23 protein-coding genes, 5 pseudogenes and 1 other annotated feature are annotated in these 21,596 nt (G+C 33.3%); of the genes and pseudogenes, 11 read left to right on the top strand and 17 right to left on the bottom strand.

Features of this window, described 5'->3' with window-relative positions:
• The first annotated feature begins 205 nt into the window (after positions 1–205).
• A complete protein-coding gene (locus tag B5P40_RS23155; protein ID WP_113709968.1) occupies positions 206–1,399 on the top strand; it encodes a nucleoside transporter C-terminal domain-containing protein in 1,194 nt (397 codons plus the stop codon).
• A gap of 326 nt (positions 1,400–1,725) precedes the next feature.
• The gene (locus B5P40_RS23150; RefSeq protein ID WP_060750435.1) at positions 1,726–2,208 is read left to right on the top strand and encodes a DUF4367 domain-containing protein; all 483 of its coding nucleotides are present in this window, start codon (positions 1,726–1,728) and stop codon (positions 2,206–2,208) included.
• Between the two features lie 372 nt (positions 2,209–2,580).
• On the opposite strand, the gene B5P40_RS23145 is transcribed toward B5P40_RS23150, so the two are convergent.
• Positions 2,581–3,828 (bottom strand): glutamate-5-semialdehyde dehydrogenase, encoded by a 1,248-nt coding sequence (locus B5P40_RS23145; RefSeq protein WP_113709967.1) that lies wholly within the window; start codon positions 3,826–3,828, stop codon positions 2,581–2,583.
• 123 nt (positions 3,829–3,951) lie between these two features.
• Positions 3,952–5,055 carry a glutamate 5-kinase gene (gene proB / locus B5P40_RS23140; RefSeq protein WP_113709966.1) on the bottom strand — a complete coding sequence of 368 codons (1,104 nt, stop codon included), beginning with the start codon at positions 5,053–5,055 and terminating at the stop codon, positions 3,952–3,954.
• 144 nt (positions 5,056–5,199) lie between these two features.
• Positions 5,200–5,410, bottom strand: a binding site (T-box leader).
• 381 nt (positions 5,411–5,791) lie between these two features.
• Here proB and proC point away from each other — a divergent pair.
• On the top strand, positions 5,792–6,610 hold the full coding sequence (gene proC / locus B5P40_RS23135; RefSeq protein WP_113709965.1) for a pyrroline-5-carboxylate reductase: 819 nt from the start codon (positions 5,792–5,794) through the stop codon (positions 6,608–6,610).
• 537 nt (positions 6,611–7,147) lie between these two features.
• Here proC and desA read toward each other — a convergent pair.
• The gene (gene desA, locus B5P40_RS23130; protein ID WP_002013512.1) at positions 7,148–8,179 is read right to left on the bottom strand and encodes a Delta(5) desaturase DesA; all 1,032 of its coding nucleotides are present in this window, start codon (positions 8,177–8,179) and stop codon (positions 7,148–7,150) included.
• A gap of 616 nt (positions 8,180–8,795) precedes the next feature.
• On the opposite strand from desA, the gene B5P40_RS23120 reads away from it, so the two are divergent.
• Positions 8,796–9,386 (top strand): hypothetical protein, encoded by a 591-nt coding sequence (locus B5P40_RS23120; RefSeq protein WP_002190006.1) that lies wholly within the window; start codon positions 8,796–8,798, stop codon positions 9,384–9,386.
• A gap of 456 nt (positions 9,387–9,842) precedes the next feature.
• Here the strand turns inward: B5P40_RS23120 and B5P40_RS34110 are convergent.
• Positions 9,843–10,373: pseudogene (locus B5P40_RS34110) on the bottom strand (ATP-binding cassette domain-containing protein); the annotation flags it as partial.
• A gap of 162 nt (positions 10,374–10,535) precedes the next feature.
• Between B5P40_RS34110 and B5P40_RS23110 the strand changes: the two are divergent.
• Positions 10,536–11,018 carry a DUF2975 domain-containing protein gene (locus B5P40_RS23110; protein ID WP_113709964.1) on the top strand — a complete coding sequence of 161 codons (483 nt, stop codon included), beginning with the start codon at positions 10,536–10,538 and terminating at the stop codon, positions 11,016–11,018.
• A 10-nt stretch (positions 11,019–11,028) separates the two neighbouring features.
• Complete coding sequence (locus B5P40_RS23105) at positions 11,029–11,244, top strand: helix-turn-helix domain-containing protein (RefSeq protein WP_000974615.1); 216 nt, start codon at positions 11,029–11,031, stop codon at positions 11,242–11,244.
• A 42-nt stretch (positions 11,245–11,286) separates the two neighbouring features.
• On the opposite strand, the gene B5P40_RS23100 is transcribed toward B5P40_RS23105, so the two are convergent.
• The 11 genes and pseudogenes from B5P40_RS23100 to B5P40_RS23055 form a co-directional block, all read right to left on the bottom strand.
• On the bottom strand, positions 11,287–11,598 hold the full coding sequence (locus B5P40_RS23100) for a hypothetical protein (RefSeq protein WP_002190010.1): 312 nt from the start codon (positions 11,596–11,598) through the stop codon (positions 11,287–11,289).
• A gap of 108 nt (positions 11,599–11,706) precedes the next feature.
• Positions 11,707–11,871 (bottom strand): annotated as a pseudogene (locus tag B5P40_RS23095) (DUF3887 domain-containing protein); the annotation flags it as partial.
• Between the two features lie 198 nt (positions 11,872–12,069).
• Complete coding sequence (locus tag B5P40_RS23090) at positions 12,070–12,654, bottom strand: SMI1/KNR4 family protein (RefSeq protein WP_113709963.1); 585 nt, start codon at positions 12,652–12,654, stop codon at positions 12,070–12,072.
• A 210-nt stretch (positions 12,655–12,864) separates the two neighbouring features.
• A complete protein-coding gene (locus tag B5P40_RS23085; protein WP_113709962.1) occupies positions 12,865–13,053 on the bottom strand; it encodes a hypothetical protein in 189 nt (62 codons plus the stop codon).
• A gap of 22 nt (positions 13,054–13,075) precedes the next feature.
• A complete protein-coding gene (locus tag B5P40_RS23080) occupies positions 13,076–13,519 on the bottom strand; it encodes a hypothetical protein (RefSeq protein ID WP_113709961.1) in 444 nt (147 codons plus the stop codon).
• Between the two features lie 23 nt (positions 13,520–13,542).
• On the bottom strand, positions 13,543–13,905 hold the full coding sequence (locus tag B5P40_RS23075) for a hypothetical protein (protein ID WP_002032883.1): 363 nt from the start codon (positions 13,903–13,905) through the stop codon (positions 13,543–13,545).
• Between the two features lie 43 nt (positions 13,906–13,948).
• Positions 13,949–14,274 (bottom strand): annotated as a pseudogene (locus tag B5P40_RS23070) (hypothetical protein).
• Positions 14,275–14,599: 325 nt separating this feature from the next.
• Positions 14,600–14,701 (bottom strand): annotated as a pseudogene (locus B5P40_RS34425) (DUF3887 domain-containing protein); the annotation flags it as partial.
• Positions 14,691–15,275, bottom strand: coding sequence for a kinase (locus tag B5P40_RS23065; protein ID WP_113709960.1), 585 nt, complete (start codon positions 15,273–15,275; stop codon positions 14,691–14,693). The gene B5P40_RS23065 and the pseudogene B5P40_RS34425, both read right to left, overlap by 11 nt.
• Positions 15,275–15,817 carry a GNAT family N-acetyltransferase gene (locus B5P40_RS23060; RefSeq protein WP_113709959.1) on the bottom strand — a complete coding sequence of 181 codons (543 nt, stop codon included), beginning with the start codon at positions 15,815–15,817 and terminating at the stop codon, positions 15,275–15,277. The genes B5P40_RS23065 and B5P40_RS23060 overlap by 1 nt, the downstream gene beginning before the upstream one ends.
• 15 nt (positions 15,818–15,832) lie before the next feature.
• The gene (locus B5P40_RS23055; RefSeq protein ID WP_002013534.1) at positions 15,833–16,216 is read right to left on the bottom strand and encodes a VOC family protein; all 384 of its coding nucleotides are present in this window, start codon (positions 16,214–16,216) and stop codon (positions 15,833–15,835) included.
• 298 nt (positions 16,217–16,514) lie between these two features.
• Between B5P40_RS23055 and B5P40_RS23050 the strand changes: the two genes are divergently transcribed.
• Together B5P40_RS23050 and B5P40_RS33735 are read left to right on the top strand one after the other, a co-directional pair.
• Positions 16,515–16,763 carry a hypothetical protein gene (locus B5P40_RS23050; protein ID WP_000433610.1) on the top strand — a complete coding sequence of 83 codons (249 nt, stop codon included), beginning with the start codon at positions 16,515–16,517 and terminating at the stop codon, positions 16,761–16,763.
• Between the two features lie 142 nt (positions 16,764–16,905).
• A pseudogene (locus B5P40_RS33735) lies at positions 16,906–17,201 on the top strand (hypothetical protein).
• Between the two features lie 109 nt (positions 17,202–17,310).
• On the opposite strand, the gene B5P40_RS23040 reads toward B5P40_RS33735, so the two are convergent.
• Positions 17,311–17,847, bottom strand: coding sequence for a DUF2812 domain-containing protein (locus B5P40_RS23040; protein ID WP_016120425.1), 537 nt, complete (start codon positions 17,845–17,847; stop codon positions 17,311–17,313).
• Between the two features lie 7 nt (positions 17,848–17,854).
• On the bottom strand, positions 17,855–18,172 hold the full coding sequence (locus B5P40_RS23035; RefSeq protein WP_098238245.1) for a PadR family transcriptional regulator: 318 nt from the start codon (positions 18,170–18,172) through the stop codon (positions 17,855–17,857).
• Between the two features lie 204 nt (positions 18,173–18,376).
• Here B5P40_RS23035 and B5P40_RS23025 point away from each other — a divergent pair, with 204 nt between their 5' ends.
• From B5P40_RS23025 to B5P40_RS23015, 3 genes are read left to right on the top strand one after another with little or no spacing between them, the layout of a single operon-like run.
• Positions 18,377–19,306, top strand: coding sequence for an AAA family ATPase (locus B5P40_RS23025; protein WP_113709958.1), 930 nt, complete (start codon positions 18,377–18,379; stop codon positions 19,304–19,306).
• Entirely contained in the window at positions 19,303–20,466 is a 1,164-nt protein-coding gene (locus B5P40_RS23020; protein ID WP_016101150.1) for a DUF58 domain-containing protein, read from the top strand. Before B5P40_RS23025 ends, B5P40_RS23020 begins: the two co-directional genes overlap by 4 nt.
• Positions 20,441–21,550: a DUF4018 domain-containing protein gene (locus B5P40_RS23015; protein ID WP_113709957.1), complete on the top strand. Its 1,110-nt coding sequence runs from the start codon at positions 20,441–20,443 to the stop codon at positions 21,548–21,550. Before B5P40_RS23020 ends, B5P40_RS23015 begins: the two co-directional genes overlap by 26 nt.
• Positions 21,551–21,596 lie beyond the last annotated feature (46 nt).

Genomic DNA, 21,596 nt, shown 5'->3' with positions numbered 1-21,596 from the left:
GTTCTACCAATAGATTTATTTTGTTGCTTTACATTATTAATACATATCCTTTATAAAGCGAAAAAACATTAATTTTTAGTACATAAATTGAAATAGACTAATCCCAAACATAATTTACATTCTTCATAACTTCTGATCATAATCCAAATTTGGAAGAATAGGGGCTTTTTTATATACAAATAATAAGCCTCAAGGAGTTGTTGACATGCATTTCATATTAAATATGTTAGGGATTTTCGTTGTAATATTAATCGTTTTCCTATGTTCGCCTAATAAAAGAAAAATAAAATGGAGACCAATTGTTATTCTAATAATATTGGAGCTTTTTATTACGTGGTTTATGTTAGGCACGAAATTGGGCAGTATTATCATTAATAAAATTGCGTCATTTTTCAGTTGGCTACTATCATGTGCGAATGAAGGAATTCGATTTGTATTTCCTTCAGCTATGGAAAATCAAACAGTTGATTTCTTCTTTAGCGCCTTACTTCCTATCATTTTTGTTATCACTTTCTTTGATATTCTTTCGTATTTTGGAATCTTAACTTGGATTATCGATAAAGTTGGTGCAATCATTTCAAAGATTTCTCGTTTACCAAAGTTAGAAAGCTTCTTTTCCATTCAAATGATGTTTTTAGGAAATACGGAAGCACTTGCAGTTGTTCGTGATCAATTATCTGTGTTAAAAGAAAATCGTTTGTTGACTTTTGGAATTATGAGTATGAGTAGCGTCAGCGGATCCATTCTTGGTGCTTATCTATCAATGGTTCCAGCAACATATATTTTCAGCGCTATTCCTTTAAACTGTATTAACGCATTAATCTTGGCTAATGTTTTAAATCCTGTAGAAGTTACTAAAGAAGATGATGTTATTTATTCACCTGCAAAAAATGAAAAAAAAGATTTCTTTTCTACTATTTCAAACAGTATGTTAGTTGGGATGAATATGGTTATTGTTATTTTAGCGATGGTAATTGGGTATGTAGCTTTAACAGCATGTTTAAATGGTATTTTAAGCTTTTTTGTAACAGGTTTAACAATTCAAAAAATCTTCTCTATTATCTTTAGTCCCTTTGCTTTTTTACTCGGTTTAACAGGCAAAGATGCTATGTATGTAGCTGAATTAATGGGGATAAAAATAACAACGAATGAATTTGTTGCAATGATGGATTTAAAATCAAACTTAAAATCTTTACAGCCACATACAATTGCAGTTGCAACTACATTTCTAGCTTCTTTTGCAAACTTTAGTACAGTAGGTATGATTTATGGAACTTACAATTCATTATTTGGCGGGGAAAAATCATCAATAATCGGTAAAAATGTTTGGAAGCTTCTTGTTAGCGGCATGGCTGTTTCCTTATTAAGCGCTATGCTCGTTGGGCTATTTGTATGGTAAATAATCTTTAAAATAAAAGACACTCACTATATGTTAAAGATATATAACTACAATTAAGTATTATAATTAAAAGCCTCTATCAAAAATTACTAAGTAACTTTTGATAGAGGCTCCTTTTATTTAGGTCGCTCTATATTCATCCAAAAAATTGAATACTACTTTACAGAGTTCCTTCTTTTTCCTCTCTACCGATAATGATGCGTTAACTGAATATGTATGAAATATACATGATTCCTCGTTAAACAAAAGAGACAGGTTATTTAATAAAAAATAATAGTTTGGAAATACTACCTGTCAGAAAATCAAATTAGAATCGAGGTAATAAATTGATAGCTCCATTTCGTTTATTCATTACCTTAATACTTTTAATTAGTTACCCAATGACAATCATTGCTAAAGAAATTAAGTATAATCACAACAGCACTACTATTCCAGAAATACAGAAAAAAGTTAATTTCACTATTTTATCTCCAAAAAAGATTCCAGATGATTGGACATTAGATACAAAAACATCTCCTTGGATAAGCCTACATTATATGGATAGCAAGGATACAAAGCTAATGGTTGCTATTCACTTGAGTAGGAGAATTCCATTATCTGATAAAGACTTCACCCATGCTGAACAAATTGTGATTAACGGAAATAAAGGTTATTTTTCAGCATGGGGAAATAGTGGAACACTGGACAAGAATGGAGAACTCATTACAGGTGGTTTACTCTGTTGGACACAAGCTGGAACATATGTAGAAATGCAAAGTACAAGATTACCAAAGGAAAAAATGCTAGAAATCGCAAGGTCAATGAATTAACGTTATTTACTTGTAGAGCAATAATAAGTATTGAATAAATTAAATACAATAACTTCCTATATCGAAAATTATGTAAATAAGCTGTCCATATGGGCAGCTTATTGTATTTTTGTCTTAGCTTGTTTTTTCAAAATTCGCCGATCCTCCTTTACTACGTCTACAATTTTGACAATTTACCAAGTAAAATGGCATTGTCTTTTTTAGTTTTTTGTTTTCTTCATCCACGACCTTTTACTAAGCTAAGCATTCATTTTTTAGGTAAGGTCCTTAAACTACCTTTTATTACCAATCTAAAATTATGCATAAAAAAAGGACATTAGGAACATCGTCCCTTACTGTCCTTACTCATATATAAAACTAATTGCGTGTCTTTTATCTTCGAATCTGACCATTTCCACGAATCACATATTTTGTAGAAGTTAATGCAGGTAGCCCCATTGGTCCCCTTACGTGTAGCTTTTGTGTACTAATGCCAATTTCTGCACCGAATCCGAATTCAGATCCATCTGTAAAACGAGTCGATGCATTATGGTAGAGTGCTGCGGCATCAACGGATGTGAAAAACTTACTGACGTTTTCCTCGTTCTCTGTAATAATCGCTTCGGAATGCATGGATCCATACGTATTTATATGATGAATCGCTTCTTCTGTAGTGGAAACCACTTTAACTGCCAGTGTGAGAGATAAAAACTCTGTTTCCCAATCTTCTTCTGAAGCTAATGCAATAGAAGTATCAATTGCCAATGCTTTACTATCTCCACGTAGCTCCACGCCTCTTTCCTTCAAAGAAGAAAACAGCTCGCTACCAAATTGCTGCGCCCACTTCTCATGAAGTACAATCGTTTCTATTGCATTACATACAGATGGACGCTGCGTTTTTGCGTTTATAATAATATCAAATGCCATTTGTTTATCCGCTGTTTCATCAATGAAAATATGACAATTTCCCGCACCTGTTTCAAGTACTGGAACAGATGCTTCTCTCACTACAGTATCTATTAACTGCTTGCCGCCTCTTGGGATAAGAACATCTAAGTACTCATTCAATGTAAACAACTGCTTTGCACTATCTCGCGTTGTATCTTCTATGAGCTGTACACTTTCTGGAGGCAAGCTTGTTTGTTTGAGCGCTCGGTGAATAACGCTAACGATGGCTTTGTTAGAATTGATAGCAGAAGAACTACCACGTAATATGACTGCGTTTCCTGTTTTCAAACAAATTGTAGCAGCATCTACCGTTACATTCGGTCTTGCCTCGTAAATCATTCCGACAACACCAAGTGGTACGCGCATCTCCTGAATAGATAATCCATTTGGTCGTTCCCATGCACTTACACGCTCTCCAACAGGATCACGTAAATCAATTAGCTGCTTAATTCCCTCAGTCATATCGATGATACGCTGTTCATTCAGCATAAGACGATCAAGGAGTGACCCAGAAAATCCTTTTGCCTTCCCTTCTTCAATATCTCGTTTGTTTTCCTCTAAAATATAAGCTGTTTCTACTATCAGCTGATCAGCAATTACGGCAAGTGCTTCATTTTTTTGATCTGTAGATTTAAGCACAAGTTCTCTAGCAACCTCTTTCGCCTTTTTCCCCTTTGCCAACACTTCATTCATTTTTATTTCCTCCTTTTAAAAAGTTAATAAGTAAAAATTAAAGACCCGTTTATCTCCACCAACTAAGTGTTTCCCGCCTATGGAATTAAAGAATTTGAGCAATGGACTCTGCCCTCGCTATTCTTAAAATGAAACCCAATGATCCCTATGGATAACTTCATAACTATGCCTTTCGCCTCTTGCTTGAATATCTTGGCTTTGCATACCTTTTAAATTCCTTAGTTCCTCTGCGCTATATGTGCATTGTCCTTTTCCTATTACGCGCCCTTGTTGCGTAATTACTTCCACGACTTCATCCACTTGGAAAAATCCAGACACACTAGTAACACCAGCAGGAAGTAAACTCTTTCCATGTTGAATGATGGCAGTGGCTGCCCCCGCATCTACTTCAATTTGTCCGCTAACAAGCGAATGCAAGGCGATCCATTGCTTGTTCATCTTAATCACTTTTTGAGGAGCATTCCCGATATATGTTCCATCACCTTTGCCCTTCATAACATCTAAAAACTTCTCCTGTCCACATCCCGTTCCGATAAATACACTCACTCCAAGAGATAGTGCCGTCTTTGCAGCATCGATTTTTGATTTCATACCGCCAGTCCCAAGTTTTGAGCCAGCATCTCCTGCAAGAGAAGCAATTTCTTCCGTTACCTCAGGAAGGAAATGATATTTTTTCGCATCCGCATTTTTCTGAGGATTTTGGTCATATAAACCGTTCACATCGGTAAAAATCATGAGCATATCTGCCGAAACAAGTCCGCTTACTAAAGCTGACAGCATATCATTATCACCGAACGTCAGCTCTTCTAAAGAAATGGAATCATTTTCATTGATTATTGGAAGAGCTGAACGGTTTAGTAGCTCTCCTAAAGTAGCGTAAGCGTTACTGTATTGTTCTTTTCTAGAAAAATCACTTCTCGTTAGTAAAAGTTGTGCAGTAACGATACCATATTTACGGAATTCCTCCGTGTATGCCTGCATTAATAAACTTTGTCCGACAGCAGCAGCAGCCTGTTTCCCTTTAATTGTCACAGGTCTACTAGAATACCCTAGAGCAGAAAAACCTGCAGCGACTGCCCCAGATGTAATCAACAAAACTTCATGCCCTTCCTCTTTCAATCGTGCCAATGCAGCAACGTGATCTGAAAGTTGTTCTTTAGAGATGCCTCCATGACTTGCTGCCAAGGAACTGCTCCCAATCTTTACAACAATTCGTTGTTTTTTCACTTTTTTATCCCCCAAGTCTAAAATCAAAGTTTTTATAAATTACACTTTTATTTATACAGTTTGCAGCTATGTCTATCCTCATCAATGCTGCACCTATAGTATTAGAGGGCAAAATAAAAATGACCGCTTCGCCCTTAATAAAATAAAAAGGACGAAACGGTCATTGTTCCGCGGTACCACCTTAATTGATATACACAGATATCCACTTGGCGCCTATAACGCAGGCGTACGCCTAAACTTTCATTTAAGACTCTGGGATAGGTTCGATACATTCTATACGAGGAATCTTTCAGCCGGTGAATTCCACTCTCTTTCGCAAGAAGACATATGTACTATTTCCCTTCAACGATTTTCCATTTGATTTTTTATATTATGCTATATATTTCGTTTTTGTGTCAAGAGGTATTTTGCAAAATGAATAGAGCGACAAGCTTTAAGTATGAAATTATGTACACACTTATGAATATCACCATATCTAGAAAAAGTTGATATAACTATACCTATTCTCCAACATGCTTTTAAACGTTACCAAATAGTAAATAACATAAAATATTAAATAATTGAGAATGCACTTGTTTAGTACAGAATAAAATTGATTTCTTTATTTTTTGTATTGCAAAAAAGAACGTATTCTCTTAGAATGTTTCTTTATATTGCACTTGGATGTTATTGTTATTTTAGAATAATAATTCGAAACCGATATAATTTATGATAAAAGGAGCCAGATTGAGTTATTATGGACAAACAAATTGGATTCATCGGATGCGGAAATATGGGAATGGCTATGATTGGCGGGATGATAAACAAAAATATAGTGTCTTCAAATAAAATCATTTGTTCAGATTTAAACACTACGAATTTAAAACATGCTAGTGAAAAATATGGACTAACTATAACAACTGACAACAATGAAGTAGCTAAAAATGCTGATATTTTAATTTTATCAATTAAACCAGACCTATACGCATCAATCATTAACGAAATAAAAGAAATAATCAAAAACGATGTTATCGTCGTAACGATCGCTGCCGGGAAAAGCATTAAAAGTACTGAAGAGGCTTTTGCTAAAAAATTAAAGGTTGTAAGAGTAATGCCTAACACCCCTGCTCTTGTTGGAGAAGGAATGTCTGCGTTATGCCCTAATGAAATGGTGACAGAAAAAGATTTAGAAGATGTGCTAAACATTTTCAATAGCCTTGGTCAAACAGAGATCGTAAGCGAAAAATTAATGGACGTTGTAACATCTGTAAGTGGTTCGTCGCCAGCATACGTATATATGATTATAGAAGCGATGGCAGATGCAGCTGTATTAGATGGTATGCCTAGAAATCAAGCATATAAATTCGCTGCTCAAGCTGTGTTAGGCTCTGCAAAAATGGTACTAGAAACAGGCATACATCCAGGTGAATTGAAAGATATGGTTTGTTCTCCTGGCGGAACAACGATAGAAGCTGTAGCAACATTAGAGGAAAAAGGCTTACGAACAGCCATCATTTCAGCTATGCAGCGTTGTACGCAAAAATCTGTTGAACTATCTAGGCAAACTAAAAAGTAATAAATTAGTGTAAAGAAACCCACTTTAAATACATTCACATATCTTTAAACAGTTTTAGACTATATACACATTTCATTTACATACTCCTCCTTTTTCACCAGTAACTGAACGGACAAATTCAAGGGTAATTGAGTTTGTCTGTTTTGCATTTTATTATCCTAAAATAATTAGCCTGTTCTTATTATCATTTATTTTATAGCGTAATACCCTTTTATTATTAAGGGAACATCATTTTCATATGTATTTGCTGCAGATTTTATCAAGTTTTAAATTATACGTTTCTTGTAAGACATGATACACACCAGATGAAATATACTCAAAGACTAAGCATAATATCTATTGAAAAAAGTAATATCAATCTCCTCAAATTGTTAACATAATATTTTTATCGTCCTCTAATATTAATTACTATTTCCTAATCCACCTCCATTACAATTTAAATCATTTAAGTTTTCTCCATATCGTGCATCTACTAGTTAAACAAAAACTCCCCTTAAATCGAAAATGATTAAGGGGAGTCAGTCATATTTGATGAAGTTATAGTTCTGATTTCACTGGAATAGAAACATTATTTTTCACTAAATTTTTAACTTCTTTAAAGCTAACAAAATTGTTGTTTTGCTCATCCCAAAGACGGAAACGGAGTGACCGCAAACTTGTAGCAAGAGTAATCGTTGGTACATTCTTTAAAGGAAGCGTATTATTGTGTGCCTCTTCTAATTTATAATTAGGTACTCTTGGACTTAAATGGTGAACATGATGAAATCCAATATTACCAGTTAAAAATTGCAAGATTTTAGGTAGTTTATAAAAAGAACTTCCTTCCACTGCCGCTTTCACATATTCCCACTCTTTATCTTCTTCAAAATAAGAATCCTCGAATGTGTGCTGTACGTAAAACAGCCAAATACCTATTGAACCTGCTATTAAGAATATGGAACCATGTACTAAAAGAAACGATTGCCATCCGAGTGTCCAGCAAAGTAACCCTACTAAAGCAACGATTAAAACATTCGTCAAATAGGTATTCATGCGTTCCTTCTTTCTAGCACCTTTTCTGTTAAATCTATTTTTAAGTAGGAAAACATAAATCGGACCTAACCCAAACATAACCAATGGATTGCGATATAAACGATATGCTAAACGGAGTCTAAATGGCGCTGCCAAATATTCATTCACTGTAAGTGTCCAAATATCTCCTGTACCTCGCTTATCCAAATTACCACTTGTAGCGTGATGAACGGAATGCTCATGCCCCCATTGATCAAACGGGAATAAAGTTAAAACACCCATACATGTCCCTACTATTCTATTTACACGACGGCTTTTAAAGAAAGAATGATGGGTACAATCATGAAAAATAATGAAAACCCGTGTCATAAATCCCGCGGCTAACACAGCTGGAACTAATGCTAACCAATAAGAAACGGACAAACTTTTATAAGCAAGGTACCATAAGATAATAAATGGCACTACCGTATTGATGATTTGCCAAACACTTTTTTTTGCCGTTGATTTTTCAAAAGGAGCAACTTGTTTTTTTAAATTTTTAGTATTTTGTAAGGTCATTTTTTCTAATTCCTTTCCTTTATGTTGCTAATTTGTATTATAACACATTATTAGTAGTAGGTGTTATACGTAGGTATAATAAATATTTTATACTATGAAAATCTCTTTTTTCTTACTCATTCCTTACAAATTACTTACGTCCAGAATAGCTTCTATTATAGGATAGAAGGAGCATTTGTGCCGGAAATTTCGAAGTTTTTCCCAATAAATATATTAATTAAAAAGAAACACAGAATTTTTCCACTTCTGTACTGCCCCGTTTCCACAATCAGAAGTGAACTGTCCCATAAGTCGGTGTCACCGACTTTGATATGCTCCTCTTAGTTTCGTAATGTTCACTTGTTGCAATTGATTTTACCGGAACTGGATCTATTTCATGAAACTAATCAAATTACATTTCAAATAAAAAACTAGTCTATTTTGAAAACTTCCCTCACTTTTATTCTATATAAAATGTAAAAATTTAATGTCCGTTTATTTAATTTCAAATCTATGATATATTCAAAATATTAATCAAACAAAGTTAATAAAATGAAACTAAGGGAAATTTATGAAAAACACATTTTATATTCATACTAAAATCATATGTTTTTAGTATAGAAAGGAGATTCAAAATTTGAATAAGAATTTAACCAAAATTACATTAATAAGCGGTATCGCTCTTATACTTTATCATTTTTTCAAATGGTATTTAGTTGAATTCCTTACCCCATTTGTTATGCCATTTCTTTCAATAATAGTTCATGGATTGTTTTTTTTAATATTAATTTTCACAATCATACATCTCATTAAATACAAAAATTGGAAACCGTTAATTGTTCAACTAATCATAGTGATTACTTGGATATGTATACCATTTAATGAGATTTATATAAATTTAGATTTTATTATCTATAAAGAAGACCGTGAAAAAGTTATAGCACTTATAGAACATAAAGAGTTAACTCCTAATGTTCATTATGATAGTAGACAAATTCATTTACCTAAACAGTTTGCATCCACTTCCAAAAACGGTGGGGATGTAATTATTCAACAAAATAAAAATGGTATTTCTGTTTTCTTTTTTACTTATCGTGGTATATCAGATAATTTTTCAGGATTTATTTACACACCAAATGATACTAGACCAAACAAATACGACTTTAATAATGAATATAAAGAGATCACAAAAATAGAAAAAAACTGGTATTATGTCACATCATATTAAAGAACACAAAAATCTTCTTTTAATTATATTAAAAACATACCGTATTTATAGAAAGGGAATGCTTGTATACTATATACTGATTTGTACTGCATTCCCTAATTAGGCCCGACACGAATTCTTGTCGTATTAGCTCATTCAAGGCGATACATCTTTTTTATCATATACGTCGCTTTAACACCACTCAATATAGAGGTTGCTGTTTCAAATGACTCGAACCTTAACATAGGAGTAGCATCATACATCCATCAACTTAAGAATTTTCTCGTTTTGGATTATTTGTTTTTCTCAGCTTGATTGTGACAGGGCACTGCCAACAAAAAGCGATTTTCGTACGCTAAGCGATCTTTTATATAAAAAAGTCGATTTCCTGTAATCTAAAGGATAATCGGCTTTTTACTATTCATTTATTTGTAGTAGTTGAAGACATTCTAAGGGTATAATCATATTAATTATTATCTATAAAATAATTCGCTTCTCAGTTTTAGAGTCGAAACAATGAACTTTATCCATATTCAAAACTAAATCTATATTAGATTGACTTTGCACATCTAAAGATGTGTCCACACGTGCAACAAAAGATTGACCATTAATGTTAGAATATAAATATGTTTCTGTCCCCCATTAATTCTGCTACATCAATCGGTACTGTTACTTTTGCGTTATATGGTAAGGCCTCGATTGCTTTTCCATAATAAAAGTCTTCCGGACGTATCCCTATTATGATTTCTTTATTCGTATATCCATTGTTTCGCAAGCTCTTCATCTTCTCTTCTGGCACTTCAATTTTCCACTTATCAATAATTACTGCATTATCTGTTAATACTCCTTTGAAAAAATTCATTCCAGGAGAGCCAATGAATCCTCCGACAAATACATTCTCTGGATTATCATACACTTCTTTCGGTGTACCGACTTGTTGTACAATCCCGTCTTTTAGCACAACAAGGCGAGTGCCATCGTCATAGCTTCTATTTGATCGTGAGTAACTTTGTTCGGTGCCTTTTTTCATAAAGAGCAGTACTTTTTATTTTCATCTAAAATTTAAATTTACTTAACAATAAAAACAAGATTAAAATAAATAAAAGTTTATTGTTAAACGATAAATTTCATGTTAGATTAAATAGATAATATTTAAATGAGGTGCTTTATATGAAACAAGGATCAACACTCTTTTTAAAGACAGCTATTATTCTGATTGGAATCCCTGTTCTTGCTTTATGTATATTTTTAGTTCCTAACATAGGGAAATATGCAGCGGAATTGTTCCCGGATATTGCATTTATAAAATATCTTGTTTTAATCAATCTATATGCAACCGTGATACCTTTTTATTTTTCTCTATATCAAGCCTTTAAACTTGTAAGCTTCATTGACAAGGGTAACGCTTTCTCGAAATTATCTGTTAGTGCTTTAAAAAAGATAAAAAACTGCGCAGTAACAATCAGTATTTTATATGTGGTAGGTATGCCACTCTTCTATCTTGTAGCAGAGAGAGATGACGCACCAGGTATTATTATACTTGGCATGCTCCTAATCTTTGCTTCAATGGTTATCGCAGTCTTTGCTGCCGTTCTCCAAAGACTTTTAAAAGATGCGATAGATATAAAATCAGAAAATGATTTAACGGTCTGAGGTGAATAACATGGCAATAATAATTAATATTGATGTAATGTTAGCTAAAAGAAAAATGAGTGTAACAGAGCTTTCGGAGAAGGTTGGAATTACAATGGCTAACCTTTCTATATTAAAAAATGGAAAAGCAAAAGCAATTAGAATTACAACTTTAGATGCTATTTGTAAAGCATTAGAATGCCAACCTGGGGATATTTTAGAATATCAACCTGAAGATACCGAATAAAAAAGAGTCCTTCTATTAATGAAGGACTCTTTTTATTGCTCATTACGGCGCGAAGCTAACTTGACCCGTCAAAACTAAAATAATTGCGATGATCCAAAATATAAAAAATGATGAGGACAGTACTAATGAAATAATAGCTATCCCCTTTTTCTCTGTTTTTTTCGTCATTGTGATTATTGAAAGTATAATACCTACACCTGTAAGAGCAATCGTTACATAATCTCCAACTATATTTCCCGCATTCGCTATTCTCGTCGGAGTTATAAAAACGAATAAAAAACACATAATTCCGATGAGTAAAGATATATAGCTTATTATACTGTACTTCTTTTTGGGAACTATTTCGGTTTTCATAATACCCACCCCTTTTATATAGCTATGTGTTCATATTAGCGTGAATAACCATAATTTGGTTAAAACATAAAAAACAGATACAGTGGAAACTTCCACTGTATCTGTTTTTTATTTAATATATAAACCTGCTATTTCCTCTTTATCATTATAAGTTATGATAAAGGTACGTTGTTCTTTACTATATTTTGCTACAAGAACAACAGTATATAAACCATCTTTTTCTTCAATCGACTTTTTTTCAATCTTTTCGAATATACCAGCTTTTTCAATTACATGTAAAGTGATAATAATGTTATTTAATTCTGATTTAATAATATAAGAGCCTCGCTACAAATCATATTGTAGTAAGGCTCTTTAAAGTTGTTTAATTTCTAACCTTTTAAATGAGTTTGTAGACAAATATAAATAATAAATTTGTTTAAATCTTGTTCAACTAAAGCTCCCATTAGTTGAAGTGTAATTCTTCACAAATTATTGAGATTCTTCTTCTAGAAAATTAAAATCACCATCAATAAGATCCTGTAAATACTCATCAAAGCTGTTTGCAATCACTTCATATTCATCAGGGTCGTGCAAAAAACGAATTATTTGACCACATACACCTTCATCAGAAGGGTTAAAATCAATATAGAGTCTTGATGTTCCACCATTGTTCATACAGTCTGAAAAACGAATATAAGTGCCAGGGAGAAGTCCTTTTGGATTTATCTTAGAATCAACAGTATCCTCGTCATCTTGGTATTCTAAAAGATAGGAGACGTCTTCTTCTTCTTTTGAACTTTCGAGCATCTGCTGTGTAGAAAGCAAATAATATGGATACTCTTCAACATCTGAGCCTAAAATACATACCGCAACTTTGTTTTCTCCATATTTCCGCCAATATGTACCATCAATATTTTCAAGTAAAGAGATTAGTGATTCTGGACAATTTGGATATTCTGACCTTAATGTATCAATATCATCTTTTGTAGCACCGTACGCTTTATTTAGTGCCTCGAGATCATCTGTTGATAATGCTGCTCTCAAGCCGTTTAAAAATTTGTTTACCAAATCCATTATTTCGTCCTCCCAATAATAAAATATAAAATTTTTTTATTAGTCTATATACCTAACATAAATAAGATTATTCACTTTTATCGAAAGCCTCATTTCATCTTTTTGTTCAAGCAAATGTAAGCAGATAATACCATTGTAATTATTGATAGGATGAGTTGAGCATATTTTCCCACTTGAAATATGTCCGTAAATATCAAAATTAGGTCATTTTCACTCTACTATGATAAAACCTTCTAACTCGAATGCCATTGATGGTTCACTATTTACTTGTGTATGTAAGTTACCTTCTTCGTCTATTACTACAACTGTGTCTATTAACCTATCTGCACTTAATATATCACCTAATTTTAAGTCTTGACCCTTTACCGTTTTGATACCTAGTTCTATATTTGGAATCATGTTCCTACCCTCCTATTAGAAATTAGAAATTATAATTTAAAAATGGTAACTTTACACTAGTGTCTACTTCTCCTGTATACAACTCTACAAATGCATTTGAAGTTTCATGCGGTATATAGATTGTTGTGACTTTCTCGTCAATATGTACGTAAGCAATTACTTCCATGTATTCATCACAGTCTTTCATAGGTACAAAGGTTAGACAAGGAGATACCCCTAAAGGTACTTCTTTCTTATCTATAAATTCCTTACACATGACAGTCTTCTCTACTTGATATGTAGTTATATGTACATTGTCTACTTCTGTTATTTTTACATTAGTCGGTATCTCTATCCCTAATAGATTACACCAACTGTTTAAGATGGACCTTTTCTCTGTATTTAATATAATGTCACCTTCACCATTTAAAACAAAAAGAGACTCCTTTTGGTCTCTCCCTACTTTTACCTGTTTCATCTCAATCATATTGCATACCCCTTTGTGAGATATTAGTTGAAGTATTGTTTCAGTAACTCACTACCTGTTTTAAGTCTTGTATAATATTGCCCATCTTTCTTCTCGAATTCACCGTTGTTAGCAAATTCTTTCTTTACACTTTCTAAGTTTGATGAATCAATAATACCAAACACATCGCCTATTTCAAAGTTACCTTCTTCATTTATACACTCTTCTAATAAGTAGTATTTGTCTTCTTCTAAAGGAACTATCTTACCTTTTGTAATCGAATACAGATGTTTTGTTTCCTCTACCTGTACCGTAATAAAAATCCAACCAACTCTTACAATGGTACATGGCGTTAACCCCTCAAATGTAAGTGCAACTACTTTTTGGTCTTTCTTGAATTTCCCCATCCTTGATACCCCTTTTAAATAGATTTATTTCTCCTAAAGTCTACTATTTTATAGCGTAACCATAGTCACTCAAACATCTATCTGCCCTAAGTAATCCATCTCTAAGAGTTTCCTTTTCTGTATATCCTAGTTCACTAATCTTTTTTTTGCATATTCTAGTTCACTATCAATCGTATTCCAGTATACTTTACCGTATTTCGTTACAGTTTCTACATGAATATCCTCAACATAAGCTTCGTGTCGTTCCATTACATCTTTACCGTTTTCTCTGTATCCTAAATACTTATAGAATGCACCTACCCCTAAGTCTTCTCCTGTACCACTTACCTTAGTAAAACCTGCTCTTGCACTACCTATATGGAATGGCATGTTCTATCCCTCTCTTATTTTAATATGATATTATAACGTTCTCTTTGTTGTGAACTCATAAACTGCCCTACAAATTGTAGTTCATGCCATTTAAACTCTTTCATGGCAACATAGATGACAGTTTGCTCCACAAAACTTATTGTCTACCATTCCATAATATACCCATTCTTGCTTTGCCTTTGAAAAATTATGCTTTTCTACCCTTTGTAATAAATTGAAATTTTTTTATAGAGCTAACCTGCATGGTTAGTTCTATAAGAATTAAAGAACTTTATTATTTTTCAAAGGATTTTATTATTTTTTAAACAACTTTATTATCGCTTAACATTACAGGCGTAAGATCTTTCATTTTCCCCTCTGATAATGCGGTTTTCATCTTGCTATCAAATTTTCCATGCATTTCTTGATACTTAGCTTCATTTTGTAATTACTAAATCTGCCCTATCCCTCGGCGATTCCGCTTCCCAATAATACTCCTCAGCTTTCCAATACCTACTTTGAAATTTTGAAAGGTTCTTCTGCGTTTCTGGACTTTCACGTAGAAACCTTGTCTCTCTTGAACAATCCAAATACACCATATAATGAAAGAAATCTCTCCATTCTTTTCGCTGCAGAAAAACGCCTTCTACAATTATTACACCTACTAAAGGAAGCTGTATTTCTTTCATTTCACATGAATCTGTTTCATCATGATAAAAAGGTAATTCTAATTCAATGTCGCTTTGTAACTTTTGAAAAAGGTTTCGCAGCAACCAATCGATATCCCATTGAAGGTTGTAGTACTCATACCACTCTGCAAATCCAGTATGATATCGCTTATTCCGCTCGGTAATGTGATCATCAATATGAAAAATATGAAACGGGATTCCATTGCGTTTCATATTTTCTTCTAATTTTTTAACCAACGTTGTTTTACCCGAACGACTTAGTCCGTCTATACCTAGTATAAATCGCTCATCATTTTGTTCCTTAATAACTTTCATTATTTCATTTGTGCTCATTAATTTTGCCAATCTTCTTTCAATAATGAATAAACGACCGTGTCATGAGCAACATCATTTTGAATCATATATTTCCGAAGTAATCCTTCTTCTTGAAACCCTGCTTTTTTTAATAAATTACGGGAAGCTTCATTTTCTATATATACGACAGCTGCAATTCTTATTAAGTGCAATGTTTCAAATCCGTAAGCTAACATTGCTTGCAGTGCTTCGGTTGCGTATCCTTGTCCCCAATATGTATCATCTAGCTCATAACCAATTTCAGCTCGTTTATGATGCTTGTTAATTAAATGAAACCCACACGTACCAATTAATTGATCCGTGCCTTTCTTCTCTATTCCCCAGCGAAATACGCTTCCCTCTTCATTACGCTTTCTAAACGTTTGAATAGTCGTTTTCGCTTGCTCAATATTTTCGAAAGAGTCCATTCCGAAATAACGAATAACGGATTCTTTTGAAAAATAATGGAACATCGCTTCTGCATCTAATAGTGTAAGTTCTCTTAATAGTAAACGTTCTGTTTCTAATTTTGGAAACCCCATCCTCTTTTTCTCCTTCTATTCTAATGAACTACAAATTTCAATATAATTACCGTCTGGATCGGCAATGTAAGCAATTGTTTGTCCCCACGGTTTTACGATTGGCTCAACTAGAACTTTAACCCCTTGTTCTTTTAATTTCTCAATCGTTCCCTTTACATCTTCTACAACAAACCCTAACTCAAAATGAGAAGATTGTAGTACACCTTCTGTAAGAGGTAGTCCCGTTAACTCCTTAACATCCTCTCGTGTATTCATCGCTAAAATTGTTGCTCCTGTTTCAAATTCAATATATGTACCGTGCTCTGCTCTTATTGGCAATCTTAAAATTTCTTTATAAAACTGAAGACATTGCTCAAACTTTTCTACATATAAAATAATGTATTTCATTTTTAAGTTCATAATTATTCCCCCTTAACCTTCACCTCTAAAAATTCGACAAATGTTTTTAAAAACCTTGTACCTTATAGAGATGAGCACAAAAAAATGAGGCCGATTTCTCGGCCCCCAGCTTATTGGCATAAAACAGGAGATTTGGTTTGGACATAACCAGTTCTTACATTTATTATATTTTATTTTTTCTGAATTTTAAATATAATATACACCTATTTATGTTGAGAAAGTTTTTTCTACGTGATCATAAAACTATGTGCATAAAATCATACCGCTTAAGAAATGCTAAAAATGGAGGTGTATACATATGGAACCAATGCTATGTCCAAGCTGTAAAACGAACCGAACTCGCTTTAATATTCTTGAGCAACAAGTAAAACCAGTGAAATTAAATCCACAAACTGGTCAAGTAGAAGAAGAATACACAAACGAAACGATGAATGCTTTTCATATGGCTTATCAAGGACCTACTTATCGCGTCCAATGTGCTGTATGCGGGCTTGTTGAAAACCCAGAGCAATTTATAAAACCTGCGCAAAATCAGTCTTTCTCATAAAATCGTTACTATCCCTTATGGAAATAGATTTTTCTATAAGGGATTTTTCCGTTTAATACGGTAATAAAAAATGTATTTCTTCCTTATTATATTTGAAACTCCACACCCTTCTGGTAATACTTACATAAAAGAGGTGAAACAAATGATTTTAAATAAAAAGTTAATGATTCCATCTACATTTCTACTATTAACTTGTCACATAGTCATTTTTACTTTTGGATCTTCGATTGGAAGAAGATCTCGACTCCTTACGGTCTAGCTATATGGATTATTTCTACTGTTTGCGGCTTTTTACTTTATTACCACTTTAAACATCAAAACTCTAATAAAATAGTATTAATCGGTAGTTCATTATTATTAATCGTTTCTTCTTCATTTATGATTTTTTTAGGTATTGTTACTGGGATTATCTTTGTAACTGTTAATTCTATGTCTTAAATATATAGTTTTTTATTGTGTAAAAAAGAACGAACAAAATAGAATTACATAAAAATTAAAGAAGATGATTCCGATAATCATATCATCTTCTTTAAAAATCCACTCTTTGTTATAATATTTCGTTTTTCAATTTCTTAATTTTCCAAGAGATCCTTATAAAGAGATACATATACATACAACCAACAAACCCCAGCATAACTTTCGCCCAAATTGGCACTCTTGATTCTGTTGAACTTAAAAATGCATTATACATTGAGGGTAATATAGTTATTGAAATAAATGCAAAAAATTGTAGTAATTCCTTCATTTTTTGTACCTTCGTCTCTTTTTCTGAGTAAATGTCAGGTAACTCATTATCATCTTCTACCTCTTTACAAAAATAATTCCATTTTGCAAAACTCGTTACATGTTTCCACCCACACATTTCATATATATCAATATATTCTTTTTGTTTTTCTTTTGAATCTTTATAATCCAATCTGAAATCCGCTTTATATACTACATCTTTCGGCTTAGTTTTCTTAAATGTATACATTATATTATATTTTTGTAATGCCCAGCCTTGTTGGTGCATATTCCGTAAAAAAGCTTCTTCTTTTTCTACGCTCCATACCGCGAAAGGTTTGAATATCTTCTTTGTCTCCATCTTCCATTCACTCCCCTAATATACTGTTTCCATTCCTTACAGATCTCTGCAGTCTGTTATACTCTAGCTCTAACACTTCTCTACCAAATGGTGTTAACTCGTAGCACTTCTTTCTGTCTGTAGAGGCAACTTCAACAATTAACTTCTCTTTTAGTAACTTCGTCGTATTCCCATATAAAGTACCAGGACCGAGTTTTACTTCCCCATTTGTCATCTCTTCTACCATTTGCATAATTCCGTAACCATGCATTGGCTTCACAAGTGACAATAATATGTAATAAGTTGCCTCAGTTAACGGAATATATTTTTTCGCTTTCGCATTCATTATAACTACCTCCGATACATCGCTTCATGATATATCGACTTGCGATACATCGTATAACGATATTGTATAATCATATTCCAAAATATGCAAGTGTAATATTAAAATTAAATATCTATTTCTTCGGATTAAAAAATAATACCAATTTTCTGAATAATTTGTTAAAATATAGAAATATCCACTTTTATTTTGAAAGGAATGATACATATGATAAATAAATTAAAAGAAAACATAGGATCTGTTTTTGTCGGTAAGGAAAATGTAATTGATTTACTCCTCGTTTCACTGCTTGCTGATGGACATGTACTGCTTGAAGACGTTCCTGGCACCGGGAAAACATTACTAGCAAAAACAATTTCTAAAAGCATTGGTGGTAATTTTTCTCGCGTTCAATTTACCCCTGATGTACTTCCGAGTGATGTAACAGGTATTGAATATTTCAATCCAAAAACTAGTGAATTCGAGTTAAGACTTGGACCAGTCGTGACAAACATATTACTTGCGGATGAAATTAACCGTGCGATGCCGAGAACACAATCTAGTTTGTTAGAAGCGATGGAAGAACGACAAGTAACGCTTGAAAAGCAGTCTACTCCTCTTCCGAAACCTTTCTTTGTTATTGCGACGCAAAACCCGATTGAATCACAAGGAACTTTCCCTCTTCCAGATGCACAGCTTGATCGCTTTTTAATGACGATTTCAATTGGTTATCCGTCTCCTGAAGATGAATTAAAAATGATGCGCCGTTTTCGTAACAATGCACCGTTAGAAAGCGTCACATCTGTCATTTCTTTAGAAGACATTTTAGAAGCACAGAAACAAGTGAAAGAAATTTTCGTATCAGAACCGTTAGAACATTACATTATTAAGCTTGCTCACGCTACAAGAAATCATGATTACATTGCCAATGGTGTAAGCCCGCGTGCCACATTAGCTTTAGTACGTGCCGTTCAAGCATTAGCCTTTTTACGCGGGAGAGAATATTGCACGCCTGAAGATATACAATTTTTAGTTCCTTCTGTTTGGAATCACCGTATCGTCTTGTCAATGGAAGGAGCTTTACGTACGACAAAAAATGAATTAATGCAAAGGATTTTAAAAGAAGTAGACGTACCTGTGGAGATTGAACAAGCATGAATGGACAGCGCGTTGTAACTGTACCTTTATTTTTTCAGCTCCATATTATTCAATTAACTGTGCCAGGCGCTATACTATTTACGTTTTTTCTGCCGCAACGAATTATTATGTTTCTCTTTTTCTTCTACTATTTATTTGCGATTTTTATTTATAAATATGTCGCTTACATAGAGAAAAAGTTTCAAGTAATAAACGAGAAACAAACAACTCGGCTTTTCCCTGATGAATCTGGACAGTTTTTTATTCATTTAAAAAATGGGGCAAATATACCACTCGTTAATGGTGTTTGTTATTTTCATTTAGATTCTTCCCTTATACCGCATAAAGATCAAGGGATTGAACAAATATCGAAAACGTTATTTTCTTTCCCATTTTCACAACCTGCTCATTCAGCACAAAAATGGGATTTAACATTAACCGCAACGAAGCGTGGTGTGTTTCAAATTGAACAGTTCGAATGTGTTTTAAAAGATCCTTTTCATCTTTTAACTGTACATTTACCTGTTTTCGATAAGTTAAAGACTGAAATTATTGTGTACCCTTCTCCTAAAGAGGTAGCCGGTTTACAAGAACTTCAGCAACTATTAACAGGTTCGTATCGAACGAATTTCTCTTTTTACAATGATGAAACATCTATTATCGGTGTTAAACGATATGAACGTGAATCTTTCCGCTCTATTCATTGGAAAGCATCTGCTAAAATGCAGGCGTTACAAGCGAAGCAATATGAACCTGTAAAAAATTATAGTTGGACAATTTGTCTTTCTTTAGCTGCTGATCGTGGGTTTGGTTGGAAAGAGAATGTAGAAGACCTTATTTCTTTTACAACATACATTTGCCAATACGCAACGAAGCATCAAATTCCGTTTGAGTTATTTATTAGCGTTTTAGCAGAAGGTGGCCCTTTGCTTTTACCATTAAACGAAGGACAAACACATTACGCCAAAGCGTTAGAAGAATTAGCACGTATTTCAGATGATAGTACGCTACTTCCGAAACAAGGATTTCTTCACTATGTAACGAGAAAAAGGGAACGCTCATCTACAATGATATACATTGGTTTGCAGAAAAAGGAGCTCCCTCTTCTATCTCAGCCTACGTTCCTCATTAATAATGAAGGGATGGTGGAAAAGCTTGAAAACTTGGCTCTATCACGTTAATGACTTTATTCTGCTCCTCCTTCTTTCATTATTAACAGAAAGGGACGAACTAGTTGGTATTGCTATATTTTTAGTGACCGGTTATGTAGGAATATTTCTTATTCATAAATTTATGAAGAAAAAAACAACAGGTTTTGTACTACTGTTAGTTATTCAAATAATCGGTTGTTCTTTATTTCTACCTTTCTCTATTTTAGGCACAATATTATTACCACTGTTTTTCTTTATCGTACACTCTGTTGGACCGGGATATCCAGTACAAAAATCGTTAGGCGGTATTGTATGGTTTGTCGTTTCATCTATATTTTATGCCCCCTTTCCGTCATTGTGGAAATTGTTACTATTAACTTTACACATTATGATTACATTTTGGTTAACAGGTTCCAATCGTAATCAACAGCTATTACGTTTCACTTCTATTATTACGATTGGAATAATTAGCGCTTTACTTATTCCGGTATTTCCTTATATTCGGCTTCTTTTTTCTTATATCATACAAGTAGTTGCCTTAGGATTTGGTTATGCTTTAAATCCATTGTTCTCGGCAGCTGCATTAAAAGATACAGACGACTTTTGGTCGAATAAAGGAAATTTAAAAGATCCTCAAATTAAAGAGGAACTGGGGCAGCGTCCTTTTGATCCAACTCTCATAAATAGCATTACAATAATAGCATGTACAGCCATCGCTATTTACGTCGTTTGGAAAATAGTAAAAAAACGAAAACATTTAAGTTTACCAAATATGCCTGTCTTTGAATCTACAATCATTACTGATAAAGAAGGCATTAGCCAAAAACGCTTCAAACGAAATAAATCACCAAATAACGAAATTCGGAAAGAAATTTTCAAACTCGAGAGTAAGCTATCTCCTCCTTTAAACCGAGAACGAGGAGAAACTGTTGAAGCTTGGCTAGAAAGAATTAATGATGAAGAAGAGGTAAATATTCAGAGTCATATTATTATAGACGCGTATAATGCAGTGCGTTATTCAAATGGTGAAAACACTGTACTTCTGCATGAATTTAAGGAAGAGGTTCATAAGCTTTATGCGTATCAGAAGAGTTTGAAGAAGAAGAGAAAATGATGTATACAAAAAGACTCCTATTAAACTAGGAGTCTTTTTGTGTAAA

This window comes from Bacillus sp. SRB_8 (assembly GCF_003264205.1).
GTDB lineage: Bacteria > Bacillota > Bacilli > Bacillales > Bacillaceae_G > Bacillus_A > Bacillus_A mycoides.
Note: the sequence above shows the minus strand (reverse complement) of the source record. Positions and strands in the feature narration are given on the sequence as shown.

Coding starts and splice junctions, on each gene's coding strand:
- B5P40_RS23060 (WP_113709959.1), bottom strand. CDS start 15,817: ATGGGGTTTCCAAAATTAGAAACAGAACGTTTACTATTAAGAGAACTT.
- B5P40_RS23055 (WP_002013534.1), bottom strand. CDS start 16,216: ATGAACTTAAAAATGAAATACATTATTTTATATGTAGAAAAGTTTGAG.
- B5P40_RS23025 (WP_113709958.1), top strand. CDS start 18,377: ATGATAAATAAATTAAAAGAAAACATAGGATCTGTTTTTGTCGGTAAG.
- B5P40_RS23040 (WP_016120425.1), bottom strand. CDS start 17,847: ATGGAGACAAAGAAGATATTCAAACCTTTCGCGGTATGGAGCGTAGAA.
- B5P40_RS23100 (WP_002190010.1), bottom strand. CDS start 11,598: ATGAAAACCGAAATAGTTCCCAAAAAGAAGTACAGTATAATAAGCTAT.
- B5P40_RS23085 (WP_113709962.1), bottom strand. CDS start 13,053: ATGATTCCAAATATAGAACTAGGTATCAAAACGGTAAAGGGTCAAGAC.
- B5P40_RS23110 (WP_113709964.1), top strand. CDS start 10,536: ATGAAACAAGGATCAACACTCTTTTTAAAGACAGCTATTATTCTGATT.
- B5P40_RS23080 (WP_113709961.1), bottom strand. CDS start 13,519: ATGATTGAGATGAAACAGGTAAAAGTAGGGAGAGACCAAAAGGAGTCT.
- B5P40_RS23145 (WP_113709967.1), bottom strand. CDS start 3,828: ATGAATGAAGTGTTGGCAAAGGGGAAAAAGGCGAAAGAGGTTGCTAGA.
- B5P40_RS23065 (WP_113709960.1), bottom strand. CDS start 15,275: ATGAGCACAAATGAAATAATGAAAGTTATTAAGGAACAAAATGATGAG.
- B5P40_RS23105 (WP_000974615.1), top strand. CDS start 11,029: ATGGCAATAATAATTAATATTGATGTAATGTTAGCTAAAAGAAAAATG.
- proC (WP_113709965.1), top strand. CDS start 5,792: ATGGACAAACAAATTGGATTCATCGGATGCGGAAATATGGGAATGGCT.
- B5P40_RS23155 (WP_113709968.1), top strand. CDS start 206: ATGCATTTCATATTAAATATGTTAGGGATTTTCGTTGTAATATTAATC.
- B5P40_RS23075 (WP_002032883.1), bottom strand. CDS start 13,905: ATGGGGAAATTCAAGAAAGACCAAAAAGTAGTTGCACTTACATTTGAG.
- desA (WP_002013512.1), bottom strand. CDS start 8,179: ATGACCTTACAAAATACTAAAAATTTAAAAAAACAAGTTGCTCCTTTT.
- B5P40_RS23035 (WP_098238245.1), bottom strand. CDS start 18,172: ATGAATGCGAAAGCGAAAAAATATATTCCGTTAACTGAGGCAACTTAT.
- B5P40_RS23090 (WP_113709963.1), bottom strand. CDS start 12,654: ATGGATTTGGTAAACAAATTTTTAAACGGCTTGAGAGCAGCATTATCA.
- B5P40_RS23020 (WP_016101150.1), top strand. CDS start 19,303: ATGAATGGACAGCGCGTTGTAACTGTACCTTTATTTTTTCAGCTCCAT.
- B5P40_RS23050 (WP_000433610.1), top strand. CDS start 16,515: ATGGAACCAATGCTATGTCCAAGCTGTAAAACGAACCGAACTCGCTTT.